Source organism: Streptomyces paromomycinus (assembly GCF_003865155.1).
In the GTDB taxonomy this organism is placed as follows: domain Bacteria; phylum Actinomycetota; class Actinomycetes; order Streptomycetales; family Streptomycetaceae; genus Streptomyces; species Streptomyces chrestomyceticus.
In genome coordinates, this window is record NZ_BHZD01000001.1 from 1,000,825 (window position 1) to 1,020,115 (window position 19,291).

The 19,291-nt window shown below is 73.0% G+C and carries 16 protein-coding genes; 12 read left to right on the forward strand and 4 right to left on the reverse strand.

All coding sequences use genetic code 11. From position 1 onward, the window contains the following. The first annotated feature begins 148 nt into the window (after positions 1 to 148). The 5 genes from OEIGOIKO_RS03720 to OEIGOIKO_RS03740 all read left to right on the forward strand — a co-directional run bounded on the left by OEIGOIKO_RS03720 (position 149) and on the right by OEIGOIKO_RS03740 (position 5,407). Entirely contained in the window at positions 149 to 1,276 is a 1,128-nt protein-coding gene (locus OEIGOIKO_RS03720; RefSeq protein ID WP_125051809.1) for a WD40/YVTN/BNR-like repeat-containing protein, read from the forward strand. Between the two features lie 63 nt (positions 1,277 to 1,339). Further along, on the forward strand, positions 1,340 to 2,017 hold the full coding sequence (locus OEIGOIKO_RS03725; protein WP_030019129.1) for a uracil-DNA glycosylase: 678 nt from the start codon (positions 1,340 to 1,342) through the stop codon (positions 2,015 to 2,017). Between the two features lie 22 nt (positions 2,018 to 2,039). Next, the gene (locus OEIGOIKO_RS03730) at positions 2,040 to 3,068 is read left to right on the forward strand and encodes a phospholipid scramblase-related protein (RefSeq protein WP_125051811.1); all 1,029 of its coding nucleotides are present in this window, start codon (positions 2,040 to 2,042) and stop codon (positions 3,066 to 3,068) included. Continuing rightward, the gene (locus tag OEIGOIKO_RS03735) at positions 3,061 to 4,071 is read left to right on the forward strand and encodes an N-acetylglucosamine kinase (RefSeq protein ID WP_125051813.1); all 1,011 of its coding nucleotides are present in this window, start codon (positions 3,061 to 3,063) and stop codon (positions 4,069 to 4,071) included. Before OEIGOIKO_RS03730 ends, OEIGOIKO_RS03735 begins: the two co-directional genes overlap by 8 nt. 466 nt (positions 4,072 to 4,537) lie before the next feature. Then, positions 4,538 to 5,407 carry a sirohydrochlorin chelatase gene (locus OEIGOIKO_RS03740; protein ID WP_031010271.1) on the forward strand — a complete coding sequence of 290 codons (870 nt, stop codon included), beginning with the start codon at positions 4,538 to 4,540 and terminating at the stop codon, positions 5,405 to 5,407. A gap of 73 nt (positions 5,408 to 5,480) precedes the next feature. Here OEIGOIKO_RS03740 and OEIGOIKO_RS03745 read toward each other — a convergent pair whose 3' ends face one another. Next, complete coding sequence (locus OEIGOIKO_RS03745; protein ID WP_125051815.1) at positions 5,481 to 6,524, reverse strand: lactonase family protein; 1,044 nt, start codon at positions 6,522 to 6,524, stop codon at positions 5,481 to 5,483. Between the two features lie 158 nt (positions 6,525 to 6,682). After that, positions 6,683 to 8,194, reverse strand: a complete 1,512-nt coding sequence (locus tag OEIGOIKO_RS03750) for an FUSC family protein (protein WP_125051817.1) — start codon at positions 8,192 to 8,194, stop codon at positions 6,683 to 6,685. An 830-nt stretch (positions 8,195 to 9,024) separates the two neighbouring features. On the opposite strand from OEIGOIKO_RS03750, the gene OEIGOIKO_RS03755 reads away from it, so the two are divergent. The 3 genes from OEIGOIKO_RS03755 (at position 9,025) to OEIGOIKO_RS03765 (ending at position 11,669) form a co-directional block, all read left to right on the forward strand. Then, positions 9,025 to 10,317, forward strand: a complete 1,293-nt coding sequence (locus OEIGOIKO_RS03755) for a YeeE/YedE family protein (protein WP_125051819.1) — start codon at positions 9,025 to 9,027, stop codon at positions 10,315 to 10,317. Positions 10,318 to 10,451: 134 nt separating this feature from the next. After that, entirely contained in the window at positions 10,452 to 10,931 is a 480-nt protein-coding gene (locus OEIGOIKO_RS03760; RefSeq protein WP_031010262.1) for an Lrp/AsnC family transcriptional regulator, read from the forward strand. 24 nt (positions 10,932 to 10,955) lie between these two features. Continuing rightward, positions 10,956 to 11,669: an HAD family hydrolase gene (locus tag OEIGOIKO_RS03765; protein WP_125051821.1), complete on the forward strand. Its 714-nt coding sequence runs from the start codon at positions 10,956 to 10,958 to the stop codon at positions 11,667 to 11,669. Positions 11,670 to 11,726: 57 nt separating this feature from the next. On the opposite strand, the gene OEIGOIKO_RS03770 is transcribed toward OEIGOIKO_RS03765, so the two are convergent. Further along, positions 11,727 to 12,536, reverse strand: coding sequence for a GH12 family glycosyl hydrolase domain-containing protein (locus OEIGOIKO_RS03770; RefSeq protein WP_170251543.1), 810 nt, complete (start codon positions 12,534 to 12,536; stop codon positions 11,727 to 11,729). Positions 12,537 to 12,853: 317 nt separating this feature from the next. Here OEIGOIKO_RS03770 and OEIGOIKO_RS03775 point away from each other — a divergent pair, with 317 nt between their 5' ends. Together OEIGOIKO_RS03775 and OEIGOIKO_RS03780 are read left to right on the forward strand one after the other, a co-directional pair. Then, positions 12,854 to 13,441 (forward strand): SigE family RNA polymerase sigma factor, encoded by a 588-nt coding sequence (locus OEIGOIKO_RS03775; RefSeq protein WP_371858878.1) that lies wholly within the window; start codon positions 12,854 to 12,856, stop codon positions 13,439 to 13,441. Further along, a complete protein-coding gene (locus OEIGOIKO_RS03780; protein ID WP_125051825.1) occupies positions 13,441 to 14,328 on the forward strand; it encodes a hypothetical protein in 888 nt (295 codons plus the stop codon). The genes OEIGOIKO_RS03775 and OEIGOIKO_RS03780 overlap by 1 nt, the downstream gene beginning before the upstream one ends. Before the next feature lie 27 nt (positions 14,329 to 14,355). On the opposite strand, the gene ligD is transcribed toward OEIGOIKO_RS03780, so the two are convergent. Further along, on the reverse strand, positions 14,356 to 15,360 hold the full coding sequence (gene ligD, locus OEIGOIKO_RS03785) for a non-homologous end-joining DNA ligase (protein WP_125051827.1): 1,005 nt from the start codon (positions 15,358 to 15,360) through the stop codon (positions 14,356 to 14,358). Between the two features lie 88 nt (positions 15,361 to 15,448). Here ligD and OEIGOIKO_RS03790 point away from each other — a divergent pair, with 88 nt between their 5' ends. Further along, entirely contained in the window at positions 15,449 to 16,510 is a 1,062-nt protein-coding gene (locus tag OEIGOIKO_RS03790; RefSeq protein ID WP_125051829.1) for an ATP-dependent DNA ligase, read from the forward strand. 432 nt (positions 16,511 to 16,942) lie between these two features. Further along, entirely contained in the window at positions 16,943 to 19,288 is a 2,346-nt protein-coding gene (locus OEIGOIKO_RS03795; RefSeq protein ID WP_371858879.1) for an FUSC family protein, read from the forward strand. The last annotated feature ends 3 nt before the right edge of the window (positions 19,289 to 19,291 follow it).

Sequence of the window (19,291 nt, forward strand, 5' to 3'; positions counted from 1 at the left end):
GCGTGCGCGGGCCGGCCGCCCCAAGCCGGCCGAGAACGGCGGGCACATACGTTCTGACCTGCGTGGATGAGGCGACGGAGGGCCGTTGTCAGTGGTCGGGTGCAGACTGAGCGTTATCTGAGACAACGGCGTCCCGGAGGTGTTCGGCATGACATCCGGCAAGACATCCAAGACATCCAAGATCTCGCACACGACAGACGTCCTCCTCGCGGTGGGCACGCGCAAAGGACTGTTCATCGGCCGGCGGCGGCGCGGCGACTGGGAGCTGAGCGGGCCGCACTTCGCCGCACAGGCGGTGTATTCGATCGGCATCGACACCCGCCGTCCGACACCCCGGGTTCTGGCCGGCGCGGACAGCGCCCACTGGGGCCCCTCGGTCTTCCACTCCGACGACCTCGGCGAGACCTGGCGGGAACCACCCCGCCCGCCCGTCAAGTACCCACCCGACACGCAGACTTCGCTGGAACGGGTGTGGCAGCTCCATCCGGCGGGCCCGGCCGCCCCCGACGTGGTGTACGCCGGCACGGAGCCCGGCGGGCTGTTCCGGTCGGCGGACGGGGGCGAGACGTTCGAGCTGGTACGCCCCCTGTGGGACCACCCGTCCCGGGAGCGGTGGGAGCCCGGCGGAGGCGGGCTGGCGGTGCACACGGTGATCACCGACCCGCGGGACGCGGACGCGGTGACGGTCGCGGTCTCCGCCGCCGGCGTGTTCCGCACGAAGGACGGCGGCCGGAGCTGGGCGCCGTCGAACAGCGGGGTGAAAGCGGTGTTCCTGCCCGATCCGGACCCGGAGTTCGGGCAGTGCGTACACAAGATCGCGCAGGACCCGGTGGACCGGGACCGGCTCTATCTGCAGAACCACTGGGGCGTCTACCGCAGCGACGACGCGGGCGCGAAGTGGACGGACATCGGCGGCGGACTGCCCTCCGACTTCGGCTTCGCGACGGCCGCCCATCCGCGCCGGGCCGACGTGGCGTACGTCTTCCCCATCACCGCGGACATCGACCGTGTCCCGGCGGACCACCGCTGCCGGGTGTACCGCACCGAGGACGCCGGTGGGAGCTGGCAGGCGCTCAGCGACGGCCTGCCCCAGGAGGATCACTACGGCACGGTGCTCAGGGACGCGCTGTGCGTCGACGACGCCGACCCCGCCGGGGTGTACTTCGGCAACCGCAACGGGGAGGTCTTCGCCAGCGCGGACGACGGCGACAGCTGGCAGCAGCTCGCCGCCCACCTCCCGGACGTGCTGTGCGTACGGGCAGCCGCCGTCGGCTGAGCGGGGCGGCGGATCCGGCCGTCGGTTGAAGAGGATCACCCTGCGGCCAGTAGGGTGACGGTCGTGGCTGCACGACCTCTTCATGAAATCGTCGAACCCGGCTGGGCCAAGGCACTTGAGCCGGTCGCCGGACAGATCGCCAGGATGGGCGAGTTCCTGCGGGCGGAGATCGCCGCGGGACGTACGTACCTCCCGGCGGGCAGCAATGTGCTGCGCGCCTTCCAACAGCCCTTCGACGACGTCCGGGTGCTCATCGTCGGGCAGGACCCGTATCCGACGCCCGGACACGCGGTGGGCCTGAGTTTCTCCGTCGCGCCGGACGTCCGCCCGCTGCCCGGGAGTCTGGAGAACATCTACCGTGAGATGGCCTCCGACCTCGGGCTGCCGCGGCCGTCCAACGGCGATCTGACGCCGTGGACACGGCAGGGCGTCCTGCTGCTCAACAGGGCGCTGACGACGGCGCCGCGCAAACCGGCGGCGCACCGCGGCAAGGGCTGGGAGGAGGTCACCGAGCAGGCCATCCGGGCCCTGGTCGCGCGGGGCCGTCCGATGGTGTCGGTGCTGTGGGGCCGCGACGCGCGCAACCTGCGGCCGCTCCTCGGCGACCTGCCCTCGGTGGAGTCGGCGCACCCCTCCCCCATGTCGGCCGACCGGGGCTTCTTCGGCTCGCGCCCGTTCAGCCGGACCAACGACCTGCTGGTGCGCCAGGGCGCGCAGCCGGTGGACTGGAGACTGCCCTGACCCTGCGGGATAGTGTGCCCGCATGACGAACGCGAACATCCCTGCGGGCTGGTACGCCGACCCGCAGGGCACGCCCGACCGGCTGCGCTGGTGGGACGGGTCCCGGTGGACCGAGCACACGCACGAGGGCCGGCCGGCCCAGGCGCAGACATCGGCCCCGCAGCAGGCGGCCCAGCAGCAGCAAGCGCAGCAGCCGTCGTACGTGAAGGCCGGGCAGCAGAGCGCCCCTCAGCAGCAGGGCGGGCAGCCGTACGGCCAGCAGGGCCCCGGACAGGGATACGCGCCCCAGCAGCAGGGTGCCGGGCAGCCGATGCCGCAGCAGTACGCGCCGCAGGCCGGGCAGCAGGTACCGGCCGGGCAGCAGGCCGGAGCCGGCCGGCCGGTGCACAACGGACAGGTGCAGTACCAGGTCCAGCAGCAGGCCGGTGTCGCCCCCACCGCCCAGGGCGGCGGAACGCTGTTCACCGAACCGGTCCTGGTGGTGAACCAGAAGGCCAAGCTGATCGAGGTGACGAACGAGTACAGCGTCTTCGACCAGCACGGCAACACCCTCGGCACGGTCGTCCAGGTCGGCCAGAGCACCGCGAAGAAGGTGCTGCGGTTCGTCTCCAGCCTCGACCAGTACATGACCCACCGGCTGGAGATCCGGGATACGTACGGTCAGCCCCAGCTGGTGCTGACCCGCCCCGCGAAGTTCATCAAGTCCAAGGTGCTGGTGGAGCGGCCCGACGGGCAGCCGGTCGGCGAGATCGTGCAGCAGAACGCCATCGGCAAGATCAACTTCGCGATGATGGCGGGCGGACAGCAGATCGGCGCCATCAAGGCGGAGAACTGGCGCGCCTGGAACTTCGCCATCGTCGACCACACCGACACCGAGGTCGCCCGGATCACCAAGACCTGGGAGGGCCTGGCCAAGACGATGTTCACCACCGCGGACAACTATGTCCTGCAGGTGCACGTCCAGCTTCCCGAACCGCTGCGGAGCCTGGTCGTCGCCACGGCGCTGACCGTGGACACCGCCCTCAAGCAGGACGCGCGCGGATTTGGCTGAGTCCTGGAGCGGTGCGGCAGGCCCGGCGCCCGGCCACGTCCTCGGCGTGGACTCGGGCGGCTCCGGGCTGCGGATCGCCGTCGCCCGCGCGGACGAGGGGGACGCCCGGCCGCTCGCCTCGCACACCTCCCAGGAGCCGATCGGCACCGGTCCGAACGGCATGGACGCCCACCAGTTGCTCAAGCAGCTGGTGCCGGCCGCGCAGGACCTGATGCGGGACACGGGTGCCCGGCAGCTCGCCGCCGTGTGCGTCGGCGCCGCGGGCATGGCGTCGCTCGGCACGGAGCTGCGCGCCGAGCTGCCCGGGGCGCTGGCGGAGGCGTTCGGCGTACGGCGGCTCGCGCTGGCCGCCGACGCCGTGACCGCGTACGCCGGGGCGCTCGGCCAGACGCCGGGCGCCGTCGTCGCCGTCGGCACCGGCGTCATCGCGACGGGCACGGACCTCACCGCGGCCGGCGGCTGGCGCCGCGCCGACGGCTGGGGGCACCTGCTGGGCGACTGCGGCAGCGGCGCCTGGATCGGCCGGGCCGGACTGGAGGCGGCGCTGCGCGCGCATGACGGGCGTACAGGCGGTTCGGCCGCGCTGCTGGCTCGTATGGAGGCGCTGTGGGGACCTGCGGCCGAACTGCCCGGCATGCTGTATCCGCGCGCCGACCGGACGGCCCTCCTGGCGTCGTTCGCGCCCGAGGTCGCCGTCTGCGCCGGGCACGACCCCGTGGCGGCGGACATCCTGAACAGGGCCGCGCGGCACCTGGTGGAGGCGGCAGCGGCCGTCTGCCCCACGGCGGACGGCAGCGTGGTGGCCTTCACCGGAGGCCTTCTGCATCTGGGCGAGCCGCTGCTGGCGCCGCTGCGCCGGGCGTTCGACGAGCTGCTGCCGCACGCCCGGCGGGTCGAGGCGGAGGGCGATCCGCTGGGCGGGGCGCTGCGCGTCGCCGCGGCGCTGGCCACCGGCCGGCTGCTGCTGCCCACGGACGAGAAGCTGCTGCGGGTCACACGGTAAGCGGAACGGAGCAGTAAGCGGAACGGCGAACGGAGCGGTAAGCGGAGCAGTAATCCGTCCCGGCCGGGAGCGCGGCGTCGCGGGCGGGCGCGCCGGGACGGCAGTAAAGCCGTGAATTCCGGAAGTTGACGAATTCCGGAAGTTGTCGCGGATGTCCGGCGAATCGTTCCGGCGGAGAAGGACCCGGACGGCGCGCGGGACACTGCCCGCCGGACTGCGGCCCGCCCCTCGCCCCCGACGCTCCGACAGACTCGCACCGACGCTCGATTCGGGCTCTGACCTGCCCATACGGCGCGCGGGACAATTCGGGACGGATACCTCCCGACCGAGCCCTCCCGCCGCGCGGAGGACCCCCGAGGCGTTAACATGCGACGCCATGAGTTCCCCCACTGGGCCCGCACCCGGCTCGCCCCCTTTTGACGAAGTTTCTCCGAGCTCGGGCGCCGCACCTGGCCTGCCTGTACGAATGCCGCGTCCCCGGCAGTCCGGTCGCCACCGCCGACCGGAACCCGTCGCCGCGCCCGAGGGCGCGCCCTCCCTGGTGCTCGCCGTTCCCGGCACCCCCACCCCCGCCGCGCGCGGCCTGGCGGCGGAGGTGACCAGCATCGCCCGCTCCGAGCTGCCCGGTCTCGACGCCCGGATCGGCTTCGTGGACGGCGGCGACGCGGAGTACCCGGCGCTGGAGGCCGTGCTCGCGCAGGCCGCCGGTGAGCACAAGGCCCGTACCGGCGACGGCGCGCAGCCCGAGCGGCAGGGCCCGCCCGCGGTGGTCGTGCCGCTGCTGGCCGGGCCGGACAGCGCCCTGCTCCGCCGGATACGCCAGGCCGTCATGAACAGTGGCTCGGCCGCCGAACTGACCGACGTGCTCGGCCCGCACCCGCTGCTCGCCGAGGCGCTGCACGTGCGCCTCTCCGAAGCCGGTCTGGCCCGCGCCGACCGGGCGCGCCTGTTCACGGTCGCGACGGCTGCCGACGGCATCGTCCTCGCCACCGTCGGCGGCGAGGAGGCGGTACAGGCCGCCGGGATCACCGGCATGCTGCTCTCCGCCCGCCTGGCCGTGCCGGTGCTGGCCGCCGCGCTGGACGAGGAGGGCGCCATCTCCCGTACGGCGGAAGAGCTGCGTTCCTCGGGCTCGCAGCAGCTGGCCCTGGCCCCGTACCTGATCGGCCCCGAGATCGCCGACGGCCTGGTGGGGGCGGCGGCCGCGGAGGCGGGCTGCGCGGCGGCGGAGCCCCTGGGCGCGTACGGGACGGTGGGCCGCCTGGTGCTGTCGAACTACGCGTCGGCGCTGGGCATCACGCTGCAGGCGGCGGGGCAGCACGCGCCGGTGCGGTGATTGCGTGCTCCGGTAGCCATGTGGCCGCGCGGCCGGTCCGTACGACTTCCGTACGGGCCGGCCGTGCGGCGTCTCAGGCGAAGACCACGCAGGAAGCGGCCGGGACCGCGATCGAGCCGCCGGCTTCCGGTGTCCCGGTCGCGGGGTCGAGGGCGAACCAGGTCACGTCACCGGAGCGCTCGTTGGCGGCGTAGAGGTGCCGCCCTCCCGGGTGCAGTGCCAGGTCGCGCGGCCAGTGCCCGCCGCACGGCACGGTAGTGACCAGGGCGAGGCCGTCTCCCGACGGGTCGACGGCCAGGACCGAGATGCTGTCGTGGCCCCGGTTCGCCACCCAGGCGAACCGGCCGTCGGGCGAGACGACCAGTTCGGAGGGGTAGTTGTCGCCCGCGTCCGGGGGCAGGACCGCCGTCTCGGTCAGCGGGGTGAGGGTGCCGGTGGCGGCGTCCCAGCGGCACGGCGTGACCGTGGAGGACAGTTCGTTGACGACGTACGCGTGGCCGCCGCGCGGGTGGAAGGCGAGATGCCGGGGCCCGCTGCCCGCCCGCAGCCGTACCTCGTGACGCACCACGGGCTCCCCGCCGGCCGGGTGGAGTTCGCAGCTGCGTACGGAATCGGTGCCCAGGTCGACACTGAGCAGCCAGCGGCCGGAGGGGTCGGGCGACACGGCGTGCGCGTGCGGGCCCTCCTGGCGCTCGGGATTCGGGCCGCTGCCCTCGTGCCGGAGCACGGCGGCCGGCCCCGCGAGGCTGCCGTCGGCCGCGACGCGCAGCGCGCTGACGCTGCCGGAGGTGTAGTTGGCGGTCAGCAGGTGTCCGCCCCAGAGGGCGAGGTGAGTGGGGGCGGCGCCCCGCACGGGTACGGGGGCGCCGAGCGGCACCGGGCCGTTCCCGGTGAGGGTGAAAGCGGCGGCAGCGCCGTCGGACGTCTCGCTCACCGCGTAGAGGTGGCGGCCGTCGGGTGTGACAGCGAGGTAGCTCGGGTCGGGCACCTCGTCCGTGGCGTGCAGCGGAGTCAGGGCGCCCGTCTCCGGGTCGACCGCCGCGGTGCTGATGCCGCGCCCGCCTGCCGACGTGAACGATCCGATGTACGCCCGCCGTCCGCTGCCTGTCGTCCCCATCGGCGTCACGCCTGCCCTTCGTCCGCCCTGCGTGTCGTACGGAGTTGTACGGGCTGACGCTAACAGGCCGACGGGGCCTGCTCACGGGTGCGTGCCGCCGGACACCGGCCATCGGGTCTCACCCGGCGGCACACCGACCGGTCCGGCGGCCGCCCCCCTCAGGCGTCGGCCAGCGGCGGGCGCGGGGAGCTGCGCAGCGGGGCGGCCAGTTCGGCCAGGGCGCGTTCCAGGCCGTGCAGATGGGCGAGCGCCGGTTCCAGTGCGGGCGCGTGCGGTGCGGCGGCCGCAGTGGCTGCCGCGGCCTCGCGGGGCTGCCGCGGAGCGGTGAGTGCCTCGACGGCGGCCTCCACGCGCTGGCAGGCGGCGGTCAGCCGGGCGTCGTGCGACGCCACCGGGTCGGCGGCGATGGACGCCAGGCCGCGGACCTCACGGGCGCAGTCGTCCAGCAGCGCCAGTATCTGCCGGGCCCGTTCCCGGCGGGCGCGCATCGGCGCCAGCGGATGCACCAGCGGAGCGAGGGACATCCGTACCTTGCGGAGCAGCACCTCCAGCTCCGCGACCAGCGGGGCCGGGTCGGCGCTCTCCGTGCCCGCGATGCGCGCCGCGGCCTCGGCGGTGCAGTGGTGCACGCAGCGCAGAGCGCGCTGGACCCAGGCGTCCGTCGTGGCGTGCGTGGTGACAGGCAGGACGACCAGGACGGCCAGCAGCGCGCTGAGCGCGCCGACGCCGGTCTCCGCCAGGCGCAACGCGAGCAGCCCGGGGTCGAGGACGCCCAGCAGCCCGTACAGCAGGCCGACCATCAGGGTGACCGCGAGCATGTTCCAGGTGTAGGAGACCGGCGACGCGTAGAAGATCGAGAAGACGCAGACGGCGAGCAGGACGGCCGTGGGGGCCAGGGCCCCGTGCAGGGGTACGGCGATCAGCAGGCCGACGGGGACACCGAGCAGGGTGCCGAGCATCCGGCGGAAGCCGCGCACCACGGTCTCGCCGCGCGAAGCGGTGTTGACGAAGATCCACCACATGGCGCCGACCGCCCAGTACCAGCGTTCGTGGGAGAGCAGCTGGCCCGCGGCCAGGGCGATGGCCCCGCCGACGGTCGCCTGGAGCGCCTGGCGGGTCGTCGCACGGGCGAGTCCCTTGCCGCCCGGGAGGACGGGGAGGGCGGGCGGCGGCGTACGGCGTTCGTAGCACCAGAGGCCGAAGCGGACGACCGAGCAGGCGAGCAGCGCGAGCGCGGTGGCGGCGTACAGCTCCGGCAGCTGCTCGGGCACCGTGCGCAGGAACTGGGCCTCGAAGAAGGACATGAACGCGAAGATGCCGAGGGCGTTGCCGCGCGGGCCCCACCGGCGGGCGTAGACGCCCACACCGACCGTGACGAGGAGGGCGGCGTCGCGGATCAGCGGGTGGTCGTGCAGCAGCGCGGCGGCGGCGAGCACCGGGAAGCCGACCACCGGCAGCAGAGCGGTGGAGACCAGCTGCCCGCGCACCGTCGTGTCCGCGACGGTGAAGAGGGCGAGCAGCGCGGCGACCCCGCCCACCACGGCACCGACCAGCGAGTGGCCGGCGGCGGCGCACACGGCCACCGCCAGTCCGACCCCCACGACGGCCCGCGCGGCGCTGCGCAGCCGCAGCCGCCCCGGGTCCGGCGCCACGAACACCCTCTTCAACACGGTTTCCCACCCCTTGGCGATCGGTTCGGTGCTGTTCGACCCTGTGTCGATCAGCTCGGTGTCACGTCAGCTCTGTGTCGTACAGCTCTGTGTCGTACAGCTCTGTTGTCGTTCAGCTCTGTTGTCGTTCGGTCCGGCGCTTCGGCTCCGCCGCCTCGGCCCGGTGACGCGGCCGCCGGCGCGCCGCTCCGTGGGCGCGGCTCCGCGTCTTCGCATCAAAAAGGCGCCGCGGAGATCCGCAGCGCCATCGACTCGACTATGACAACATCAACACTACTGTTGGCTCAACAGAGCCGGAAAACCCTGTGCCATTGGCACAGCTTCGACGGCGACTCCTGGGCCAGCAGGTGGCCAATGGCGCGAAAGATCGCCCGACGGCTCGATTCGCCCGTTTCCGGGCCCACGTGCCGTTCGCGACGCGGCCGCATCTCCTTGACGCCCCCGCTCCTCCACAGCATCTCGCCCCCGTCTCGCTCCCCGCCTCGCCCTCCGTCTCACCTCACCGTCCAGATGGCGGAACGCCGCGACCGCGTGCATCGTCCACGCATTACCCTCATCGTCATGTCCGCACCCGCACGCCTCCTCTGTCTCGCGCTCTTCGCGAACTCGGCCTGGTGCGTCGACGACGGGCTCTGTCCCCGCTGAAGCCTGCCGCCGGCGCCGCATCCCAGGCGCCGTCGTCCGTGATCACCGCTTCCCCGCCCCCGGCCTTTCCGGGGTGACGTGCGCCTTTGGCACCTGGAGCACCGCCCTGCGCTGCCCCGCGCCGTCCCCCTTGCCCCGCTCGGCCCCGCCGCTCACTGCTCACCGCTCACCTCACGGAGCCCGCTGTGACCACAGCACCCCCTGATCCGCTCGTCGGAACCCCCCGCCCCGCCGCGGCTCTGCTCACCCCTTCCCCCACGTCTCACCCGCGCCCCGCCGCTCCTCCGGCCCCGCCCGTCCGCCGTCTGCCGCTCGCCGTCGGTCTGCTGATCGCCGTGGCGCTGTCGGGCTACGTCTTCGCCTCGTACGGCGCGAAGCCCGGCGCCCTGCTGCTGCTCGGGCTCGGGCTGGGGGTGGCCCTGTTCCACTCACGGTTCGGGTTCACCTCGGCGTGGCGGCAGCTGGTCGCCGTGGGCAACGGGGCCGGGCTGCGCGCCCACGCACTCCTGCTGGGTACGACAGCCACCCTGTTCGCCCTGGTCATCGGCACCAGCACCGGACTGTTCGGGGCAGCGCCCACGCCTTCCGGGGGACCGCTCGGCGTCGGACTGCTCCTCGGCTCGTTCGTGTTCGCCGTCGGTATGCAGCTGGGCGGCGCCTGCGCCTCCGGCACGCTGTTCGCGGTGGGGTCGGGACAGACCTCCATCGTGCTGACGCTGGGTGGTTTCGTCGCGGGTTCGACTCTGGCCGCCTGGCAGTTCGACCTGTGGCGAAACCTGCCCGCTTTTGAACCCGTCGTGTTCGCCGACCACATCGGCTGGTTCGGCTCGTGGGCCGTCACGATCCTGGCGCTGGCCGTCGTCGTGGCCGTCAGCCGGGCGGTCCAGGCGCGCCGCAACCCGCCGCCGACCGGCCCGGTGCCGTCGGCGAGGACCCGGGCCGCCCGTGTGCTGCGCGGCTCGTGGCCGCTGGCCGCCGGCGCGGTGGTGCTGGCGGTGCTGGGCGCCGGCGTGCTCCTGGTGTCCGGTGGTGCGTGGGGTGTGACCAGCGCGTTCAGTCTGTGGGGCGCAAAGCTGGTGAGTGCGTTCGGCGGGCATCCGGAGACCTGGTCGTACTGGCAGAAGCCCGCGAACGCGCACGCGCTGTCCGGCCCCGTACTGGCCGACAAGACCAGCCTCACCGACATCGGCATCATGATCGGCGCGGCGGTCGCGGCCGCGCTGGGCGGCACCTGGGCCCTGCACCGGGGCACCCCGTGGCGCACCGCGGTCGCGGCGGTCGCGGGCGGTGTCCTGATGGGCATCGGCGCCCGGCTGGCCGGCGGCTGCAACATCGGCGCCTACCTCGCCGGCATCGCCTCCGGCAGCCTGCACGGCTGGATCTGGGGTGCGACGGCGCTGCTCGGCACCTGGGCGGGCCTGAAACTGCGGCCCGTCTTCCGACTGGCCAACCCGAAGCCCGGTGACGGTGTCTGCTGACAGCTGACAGGTGACAGGACTGACCACTGGCCACTGACCACTGACCACTGACCACTGACCACCGTACGCACCGCCGAGTGGGCCGTTGGTACAGTCATCGGGCCCCGCACCGCTCCCGAGGAGGCCGTTGGCCCATGGCCGTGGACACGCTCGACGCGAAGATCCTGCGGCTGCTGCTGGAGCAGCCGCGCACCAGCGTGCGGGAGTACGCCCGTATCCTCGGCATCGCCCGGGGCACCGTCCAGGCGCGGCTGGACCGGCTGGAGCGGGACGGGGTGATCACCGCGTACGGGCCCCGCCTCTCGCCCGCCGCGCTCGGCCATCCCGTACTCGCCTTCGTGCACATCGAGGTCACCCAGGGACACCTGGAAGACGTCGCCGAAGAGCTGGCCGAGGTGCCGGAGATCATCGAGGCGTTCTCCACGACCGGCGGCGGGGACCTGATCACCCGGGTGGTCGCCCGGGACGCGGCACACCTGGAGGACGTGATCCAGCGGCTGATCAAGATGTCGGGCGTGGTCCGTACGCGGACCGAGGTGGCCCTGCGGGAACGCGTGGCGCACCGGATGCTGCCGCTGGTCGAAGCGGTGGGCGGGGCCACCGGACCACGCTGACACCCGCCTTGGCATGCTGGCTCCATGAGCCTTTCCGCCGGTGCCACCCTTCCCGCCGCTTCCCCGGCGCCCGTCATCTTCGACCTGGACGGCACGCTCGTGGACAGTGAGCCGAACTACTACGAGGCGGGCCGCAAGGTCCTCGCCCAGTACGGCGTCACCGGCTTCACCTGGGAACACCACACCCGCTTCATCGGCATCGGCACCCGCGAAACCCTGGAGACGCTCAAGCGGGAGTACGGCATCGACGCGCCCGTCGACGAGCTGCTGGCCGGCAAGAACCGCGCCTACCTCGAACTGGCACGGGCGCACACCGAGGTCTTCCCCGAGATGCGGACGTTCGTGGAGCGGCTGCACACGGCCGGGCACCCGCTGGCGGTGGCCTCCGGCTCCTCGCGGTCCGCGATCGAGACGGTGCTCGCGGCCACCGGCCTGGACGCGTGGCTGACGGTCCTCGTCTCCGCCGAAGAGGTGCCGCAGGGCAAGCCCGCGCCCGACGTCTTCCTGGAGGCGGCGCGTCGGCTGGGTGCCGCGCCGGAGACCTGCGTGGTGCTGGAGGACGCGCCGCCCGGCGCGGAGGCGGCACGGCGGGCGGGAATGCGGTGCGTGGCGGTCCCGTACGTACCGGAGACGGCGACGGATCCGGCCTTCGGCAGCGCCGGGCTGTTTCTCCCGGGCGGGCAGCGGGAATTCACGGCGGAGGCCGCTCACCGGTGGATCACGACCGGCCGAAGCTAGCACCCGGCGGAACCGAAAGCCGGGACCGCGCACCCGTACGGCGCAGGCCTGCCCGTCTCAGCCGACGTCGACGGAGTACGCGCCGGTGTCCAGCTGCGCCTTGCCGGTGAAGGCTTCTGTGCCGGCCTCCACCCCGCTCAGGCAGTCGGTCGGCGCCACCGCACCCCGGCGGACGAGGGCCTGGAGGAAGTCGTTCAGGTCGAGGTCGGACGTGGTGGTGTTGCCGACGCGGACGAAGGAGTACACGTTCCAGTCGGTCCTGCCGGCGTACAGGTCCCAGTACGCGCCGGCGACCTTCACCCGCTGCTGCCGGGTGCCCAGCGGAGCGGCGGCGCCGCCCTTGCTGAGCCACACCATGACCTCGTGCTTGGGGCGGCTCTGCCAGTCGGTGTCGGGCCGGTCGTGCAGCCACAGGTCGTAGGCGACGTTGTACGCGCCCGGCCTGGTCTCCTTCACTTTGTAGGACCACTTCGCGCGGACCGGTGTCTTCGCGGAGACCCGTACCGGCAGGCCGGTGGCGTCGGACTTCCAGCCCCAGTGCCAGCCGAGGACGCTGCTCGCGTACGACTTCACCGATTCGGGAGCGCCTGACCAGTCGTGATGGGTACCCCAGCCGATGGTGTCGCCGGACTGGTACGTGGCCCACGTACAGCTCCACCCGGAACCGCTGCCCGCTCCCCAGGCGTTGTTGTTGAGCCAGTATTTGCCCATGGGGGTGGAGGTGTTCGGCGCGCAGCCGTCGGCGGCCTGTGCGGAGCCTGCGGTCGTGTCTAGGGCGAAGAAGGTGCCGCCGCCGAGTGTGGCGGCGGCGAGCAGCGCGACGAGGAAGCGCTTGCGGGATGAGCGGTGGCGGCCAGATGCGGACATGAGACGGCCTTTCGATGCGGGGTCAGTGCCTTCTGGTTGCCGCCGCGGGCGCATTGGTTGCTCGCCTCGGGCCAGGTTCGGGTCCGGTCTCCGGCCTCCCTGGTTCCCTGGCTCCCTGGCTCCCTGGCTCCCTGGCTCCCGGCGGGAAACGTCGGCAGGTGACGGCAACCTTCGGGGCGGCGGCGGCAACTGAGGGGCTGACAGAGTGTCCCCGACCGAGAGAGCCCGCCCGTGGTCAGCCTTTTCTTCCGTACCGGTCACCGGCTGCAGCCGCCGCACCCCGAATGGTTGGCATGACCTCGTCTACCGCCCCACCGATGAGCATGAGCACCTCAGGCAGCAGCCCCGGCGCCGGTCCCTCCCCAGCCGCCGCTCCGTCCCCCGGCACCGCTGACGCGTCGGCGGAGTTCCACGCCTTCTTCGAGCACCATCACGCCGAACTGGCCCGCCTGGCCCACCTGCTCACGGGGGAGACGGACGCCGCCGACGATCTCGCCGCGGACGCGCTGCTCGCCCTGTGGCACCGATGGGACCGCGTGCGCGACGCGGAACACCCGGTGGCCTACGCCCGTGGCGTGGTCGCCAACATGGCCCGCAGCCGCATCCGCAGCACCGTGCGCGAGCGGCGCCGTATCGCCCTGTTCTGGTCGCAGCGGTCCGAGGGGGCGGACGGCCCCGACGTGGCCGCCGTGGTGGATGTCCGGCAGGCGCTGGAGCGGCTGCCGTTCCGCAAGCGCGCGTGCGTCGTGCTGCGGCACGCGTTCGACCTGTCGGAGCGGGACACCGCCCTGGCGCTGGGCATATCCGTCGGTACGGTCAAGAGCCAGACCTCCCGGGGCATGGCGGAACTTCAGCGGCACCTGGGCGCGGGGGCCGTGGACGACCTCGCGGGGAGGGGGAAGTGATGGCGGACGACGACGTGCGCAGGCGGTTGCGCGAGGCGGCGCAGGACCACGGTCCGGACCGCGCCCGGATGCTGGCGCGGCTGGAGCGCGGCATGGCGGGCGCCACCCAAGCCGGCGCGGAGCCGCGTCGCAGGGCGGCGCCGGGCGGCTCGTGGCCCCGGGTCGCCCTCGCGGCGGCGACGGTGGGGGCGCTGGTCGCCGGTGGGTACGCGGTGGCGACGGCCGTGCAGTCACCCGACGCCGGGCCGGGCAGGGTGACGACGCGCCCGGTCGCTCCCGCCGGGCCGGGCGAGGAGCGGCCCGCCTCGCCCACTCCCCCACCCGGCCCGTCGGCGACCCCGGCCGAGCCGCCTTCCGGCAATCCTGGGAGGACGGCGCGGCCCGGCGGACCGACCGGCGGAACCAGGAGCGGCGGCCGTACGGGCGGCCCGTCAACGCCCCCGGCACCCGGCGCCTCCTCCGGTGCGCGCCCGCCGTCCGGGGGTACGGGTGACGCGCCGCGTACCGAGGACGGCACGCTGTGGTCGGACGGCTCCGTGGACCCGCACAGCAACATTTACTGGGCGCAGAGCAATGTCACGCTCCAGACCGAGCAGCCGCTGACCGCGCTCACCGTGGAGCTGCGGATCGCCCAGACCGGCGGCGTGGCGGACACCGGCCACTGGAGCACGCTGCCTCCGAACGACTTCGCGGTGTCCGTTGAGGAGCACGACGGCGCGCTGGTCTACCGCTGGAAGCTGAAGCCCGGCCGGACCGTGCCCGCCGGGCGGCATGTCTTCGCGGGCCAGTACAACCACGCGGCGGGCGGCCGAGACGCGAAGGACGACTCGTACACGGCGACGGCCCAGGCGCCGGGCGGTGGGCTGCGCGTACGGGGGGCCTTCTGAGGGACCGGGTCACCGCCGGGCCGCAGGTCACTTCTTCGCGCGGCTCGGCTGCACCCGCTTCGGTTCGCCCTTCACCTTCGGGTGCTCCGGCGGGTACGGAAGGTCTCCGAGCCCGTGCTCGCGCTCGTCGCGGTCGGCGAGTTCGAGCGCGGCCTCCAGGCGGCAGGGGTGCCGGTCCATGGCGGCGTGCAGGTCACCCAGTTCGGCGAAACGCTCCGGCATGGTGACGAGGTCGAAGTCCTCCGGTACGGCGTCGGCCAGCTCGTCCCAGCGCAAGGGCGCGGAGACCGGCGCGTGCGGGAAGGGCCGTACGGAGTAGGCGCTGGCGATGGTGCGGTCCCGTGCGGTCTGGTTGTAGTCCACGAAGATCTTGGCGCCGCGCTCCTCCTTCCACCAGGAGGTGGTGATCCGCCCGGGATCGCGCCGCTCCAGTTCCCGGGCCACCGCGATCGCCGAGCGCCGGACCTGGGTGAAGGTCCAGTCGGGCGCGATGGGCGCGAAGACGTGCAGGCCGCGGCCGCCGGAGGTCTTGGGCCAGCCGGTCAGGCCGAGGCCGTCGAGGACGTCGCGCAGGGCGAGGGCGGCCCGTACCGCGTCCGCGTAGCCGGTGCCCGGCTGCGGATCGAGGTCGATGCGCAGCTCGTCCGGGTGGTCGGTGTCGCTCCGGCGGACCGGCCAGGGGTGGAAGGTCAGACAGCCCAGGTTGGCCGCCCACAGGACGGCGGCGGGCTCGGTGGGGCAGATCTCGTCGGCGTACCGGCCGCTGGGGAAGGAGATCCGGCCGGTGGGGATCCAGTCGGGGAGGTTCTTCGGCGCGCGCTTCTGAAAAAACGATTCGCCTTCCACCCCGTCGGGGTAGCGCTGCAACGTGGTGGGCCGGTCCTTGAGGGCGCGCAGGATGCCGTCACCGACGCTCCGGTAGTAGCGGACCACATCCGCCTTGGTGAAGCCGCGCTGCGGGAAGTAGACCTTGTCCGGGTGCGACACCCGGACCGTCCGTCCCCCCACGTCCAGCTCCAGCGACTCTGCCATGCACCCAAACTAGGCCGTACGGGCACCCACCGCCCCTCGGCGGGCGCGTACCGCCGCCCGGCCGCGCGCCCCGCCGCACAATCGCCGCATGGATCTTCCCGTGATGCCCCCGGTGGAGCCGATGCTGGCCAAGGCCGCCCCGGACATCCCGCCCGGCATACAGTACGAGGCCAAGTGGGACGGCTTCCGTGCCGTCGTCTTCCGCGACGGTGCCGAGATCGAGCTGGGCAGCCGTTCGGGCAAGCCCCTCACCCGCTACTTCCCCGAACTGGTGGAGGCCCTGCGTACCGAGCTGCCGCCGCGCTGCGTGCTGGACGGGGAGATCGTCATCGCCCGGGAAGGACAGCTGGACTTCGACGCCCTGCTGGAGCGCATCCACCCCGCCGACTCCCGGGTACGCCACCTGGCCGAGGTGACTCCGGCGTCCTTCGTCGCCTTCGACCTGCTGGCGCTGGGCGACGAGTCGCTGATGTCCGTACCGCAGCGGGACCGCAGGGACGCCCTGGAAACGGCCCTGCGCAAGGCCGCCGACCCGGTGTTCACCGCGCCCGTCACCGACGACCTCGACGTGGCCCGCGCCTGGTTCGAGCAGTACGAGGGGGCCGGACTGGACGGAATCGTCGCGAAGCCGCCCGGAATGCCGTACCTGCCGGGCCGGCGGGTGATGGTCAAGACGAAGCACGAACGGACCGCCGACTGCGTCGTGGCGGGCCTGCGACCGCACAAGAGCGGCCCGGTCGTGGGGTCCCTGCTGCTGGGCCTGTACGACGCGGAGGGCCGCCTCCAGCACGTCGGCGTGTGCGCCTCCTTCCCTATGCACCGGCGCCAGGCGCTGATGGAGGAGCTGGCGCCGCTGCGGATGGAGTCCGTCGCGGGCCATCCGTGGGAGGAGTGGACCAGCCAGGAGGCGCAGGCGGCGGGCCGGCTGCCCGGCGGCCCCAGCCGGTGGACGGGCAAGAAGGACCTGTCCTGGGTGCCGCTGCGTCCCGAACGCGTGCTGGAGGTCGCCTACGACCACATACAGGGTGACCGGTTCCGGCACACCGCCCAGTTCCGGCGCTGGCGCCCCGACCGCGAACCGGCGTCGTGCACGTACGCACAGCTGGAGGAGCCGGTCCGCTACAACCTCTCCGAGGTCCTCGGGGCGTGACACCCGGCACCGTGCCCGTTCCGCCCTTCCGTCCGCCACCGCGGACGTCGCCGAACGACCGTCCAGCAGCAACGGTGTTGAGCTCCACGCAATACTCCGCGAACTCCGCCGGCTGCTCCTCTGCGTAATCATTGAGCACCGCATAAGCACAGACTCCGACCACCGCATAAACACGGACATTGCCCGCTGCCGTTACGGCGGATTCGCCATGGGCGACGGCAAGGACGCCAGCATAGTTATCAGAGTCCCAGCAAACCTTCTCCACCACCGCCACAGCCATACGCCCTGGTCCCAGCCCCATCGCCGCCACCGCTCCCGCCGACCGTGAAATAGCGCGCGACCACACCATTTCCAGGATCGTGATCGTCACAACCCCGCCACAAACCCCGGTCCCCCACCCGCAACCGCCACCGGACAATTCCCGGCCATGGGATGCTGAAGCGTCGGCAGTTCACGGCAGAGACGGGAGAGTACGGCAGCGTGGGGGCAGTGATACGACGGAGCCTGACCGGCGGGTGGGACCGATTCGCGGCGTCCGACCCAGGGCTGCTGCGGCTGATGGCGGGACTGCGGACGGTGGCGGCGATCGCGCTCACCCTCGTCGTCCTCGCCGTGGCCGGCACCGACGTCACCCATCTGGTCGCGGGCGCCATGACGGCGATGGTCGCCACCTTCGCCATCAAGGAGAAGCAGGTACGCGGCCAGGCGCTCACCCTCGCGCTCGGCCTGCCGACGGCGCTCGCCGCGGTCTCCCTCGGCGCGCTGCTGCACAGCCAGGTGATCGCGGGCGACATCTTCTTCGTCGCCCTCATCTTCGGCGCTGTCTACTGCCGCCGCTTCGGCGACCGCGGGACCGCCCTGGGCCTGATCGGTTTCCAGACCTACTTCGTCTCCCTGTTCGTCGGCGCCACCGTGTCCGCCCTGCCCGTCCTGGCGCTCACCCTGGCCGTCGCCTTCGCGTGCAGCGCCGTCGTCCGTTTCACCGTCGTACCGGAGACGCCGCAGCGCATCCTGCGGTGGCTGCGCGGCGCCTTCCGGGCCCGGGTCGCCCAACTGGTCGCCACCCACATCGAGCTGCTGGACGCCCGCCCCGACCAGCTCGACAAGGTGCTCGACGACCTGCGGCGGCACACCGCGCGACTGCACGAGTCGGCGCTGATGATCCAGGGCCGGCTGGAGGACGGCACGCGGGACGCGGCCGGTGCCGCGCTGCTGCAACGCCGCATCGCGGACGCCGAGATCGCCACCGAACGGCTGGGCGTCCTGCTGCTCAACGCGCGCACCGCCGAGCGCGCGGACACCCTCACCCTCCACCTGCCGCAGGCACCGCTGCCCACGGCGAAGAACGAGATGCCGGCCGAGGACGCCGCGACCGTCACCCTGCGCCGCGACCTGAACGCCCTGCACATGCTGGTGTCCCGGGGCGCGTCCGACCAGCCGGGCACGGCCGTCGCCCACGTACGCAACCGGCTGCTCGGCTACCGCGACGAGGACAACCTGCCGCGCGCCTCGATCGCCGTCCAGGACGTCTTCCGCGGCATCGGTGAGGCCGCCCGCTCCGTCCTGGGCCTCCGGCTCGCGCTGGACGGCCCCCAGGACGAATCCGACGACACCCCCGCCACGACCCGTTCCCGTGAGGAGTTCGACGCCGAGGACGTCGCGCTGGCCGGCAGCACGGAGGAGCCCGGGGAGGACGACCGCGGGGGCCTCCAGCGTCCCACCACCCGGGCCGCGTTCCAGATCGCGGTGGGTTCCACGCTCGCCATCGTCGGCGGCGAGTTCCTGTCCGCCCAGCGCTGGTACTGGGCCGTGCTGACCTGCTGGGTCGTCTTCCTCAACACCGCCTCGACGGGCGAGATCATCATCAAGGGCTACCGGCGGCTGCTCGGTACGGTCCTCGGCGTGGTCGCCGGGGTCGGGCTCGCGGGCCTGGTCGGCAACCACACCTGGACGGCGTTCGCGCTCATCCTCCTCTTCGTCTTCGCCATGTTCTTCACGGCCCCCCTCTCGTACGCCCTGATGTCCTTCTTCGTCACGGCGATGCTCGGCCTGCTCTACACCCTCCTGAACACCTACAGCCTCGACGTCCTCATCCTGCGCATCGAGGAGACCGCCCTCGGTGCCGCCTGCGGCATCATCGCCGCCGCCGTGGTCCTGCCGGTCCACACCGACCGGCGCACCGACGACCTCCTGGGCACCGTCCTGACCAAGCTCGACGAGGTCGTCTCCGCCTCCGTCGACCAGCTCAGCGGCGGCCCCGCCACCGACCTGCTGGGCCTCTCCCGCGACCTGGACACCGCCCTGGACGAACTGCGCGCCTCCACCCGCCCGCTGACCCACCCGATCAGCCCGCTCCGCGTACGCCGCCAGACCGTCCGCTACCTCGTCGCCCTGCTGGAGACCAGCGCCTACCACGCCCGGTCCCTGGCGGCCACCGCCGAACTCCTCCCCTACAGCAAGACCATCGCCGCCGACCCCCGCCTGGAACGCGTCGGCCGGCGCATCGCCCACAACATCGAGACCATCACCGCCCACGTACGCGGCGACAAGACCGACGCCAAGGTCAGCTCCGGCGCCACCATCATCTCCCTCCTCGAATCCGACGGCTCCGGCGCCCCGAACCCCGGCACCGTGACCTACCGCGTCCTGCGCCACCTCCAACGCCTCGACGAGGGCGTCTCCGGCCTCGCCCGCCCCCTGGGCGTACCGGTGGCGGGCCGTCCGGAGCCGAAGGGCAGGAGCGGCGAGCGCCGGGGGTCCGAGGCTGCGCGGATCTGAAGG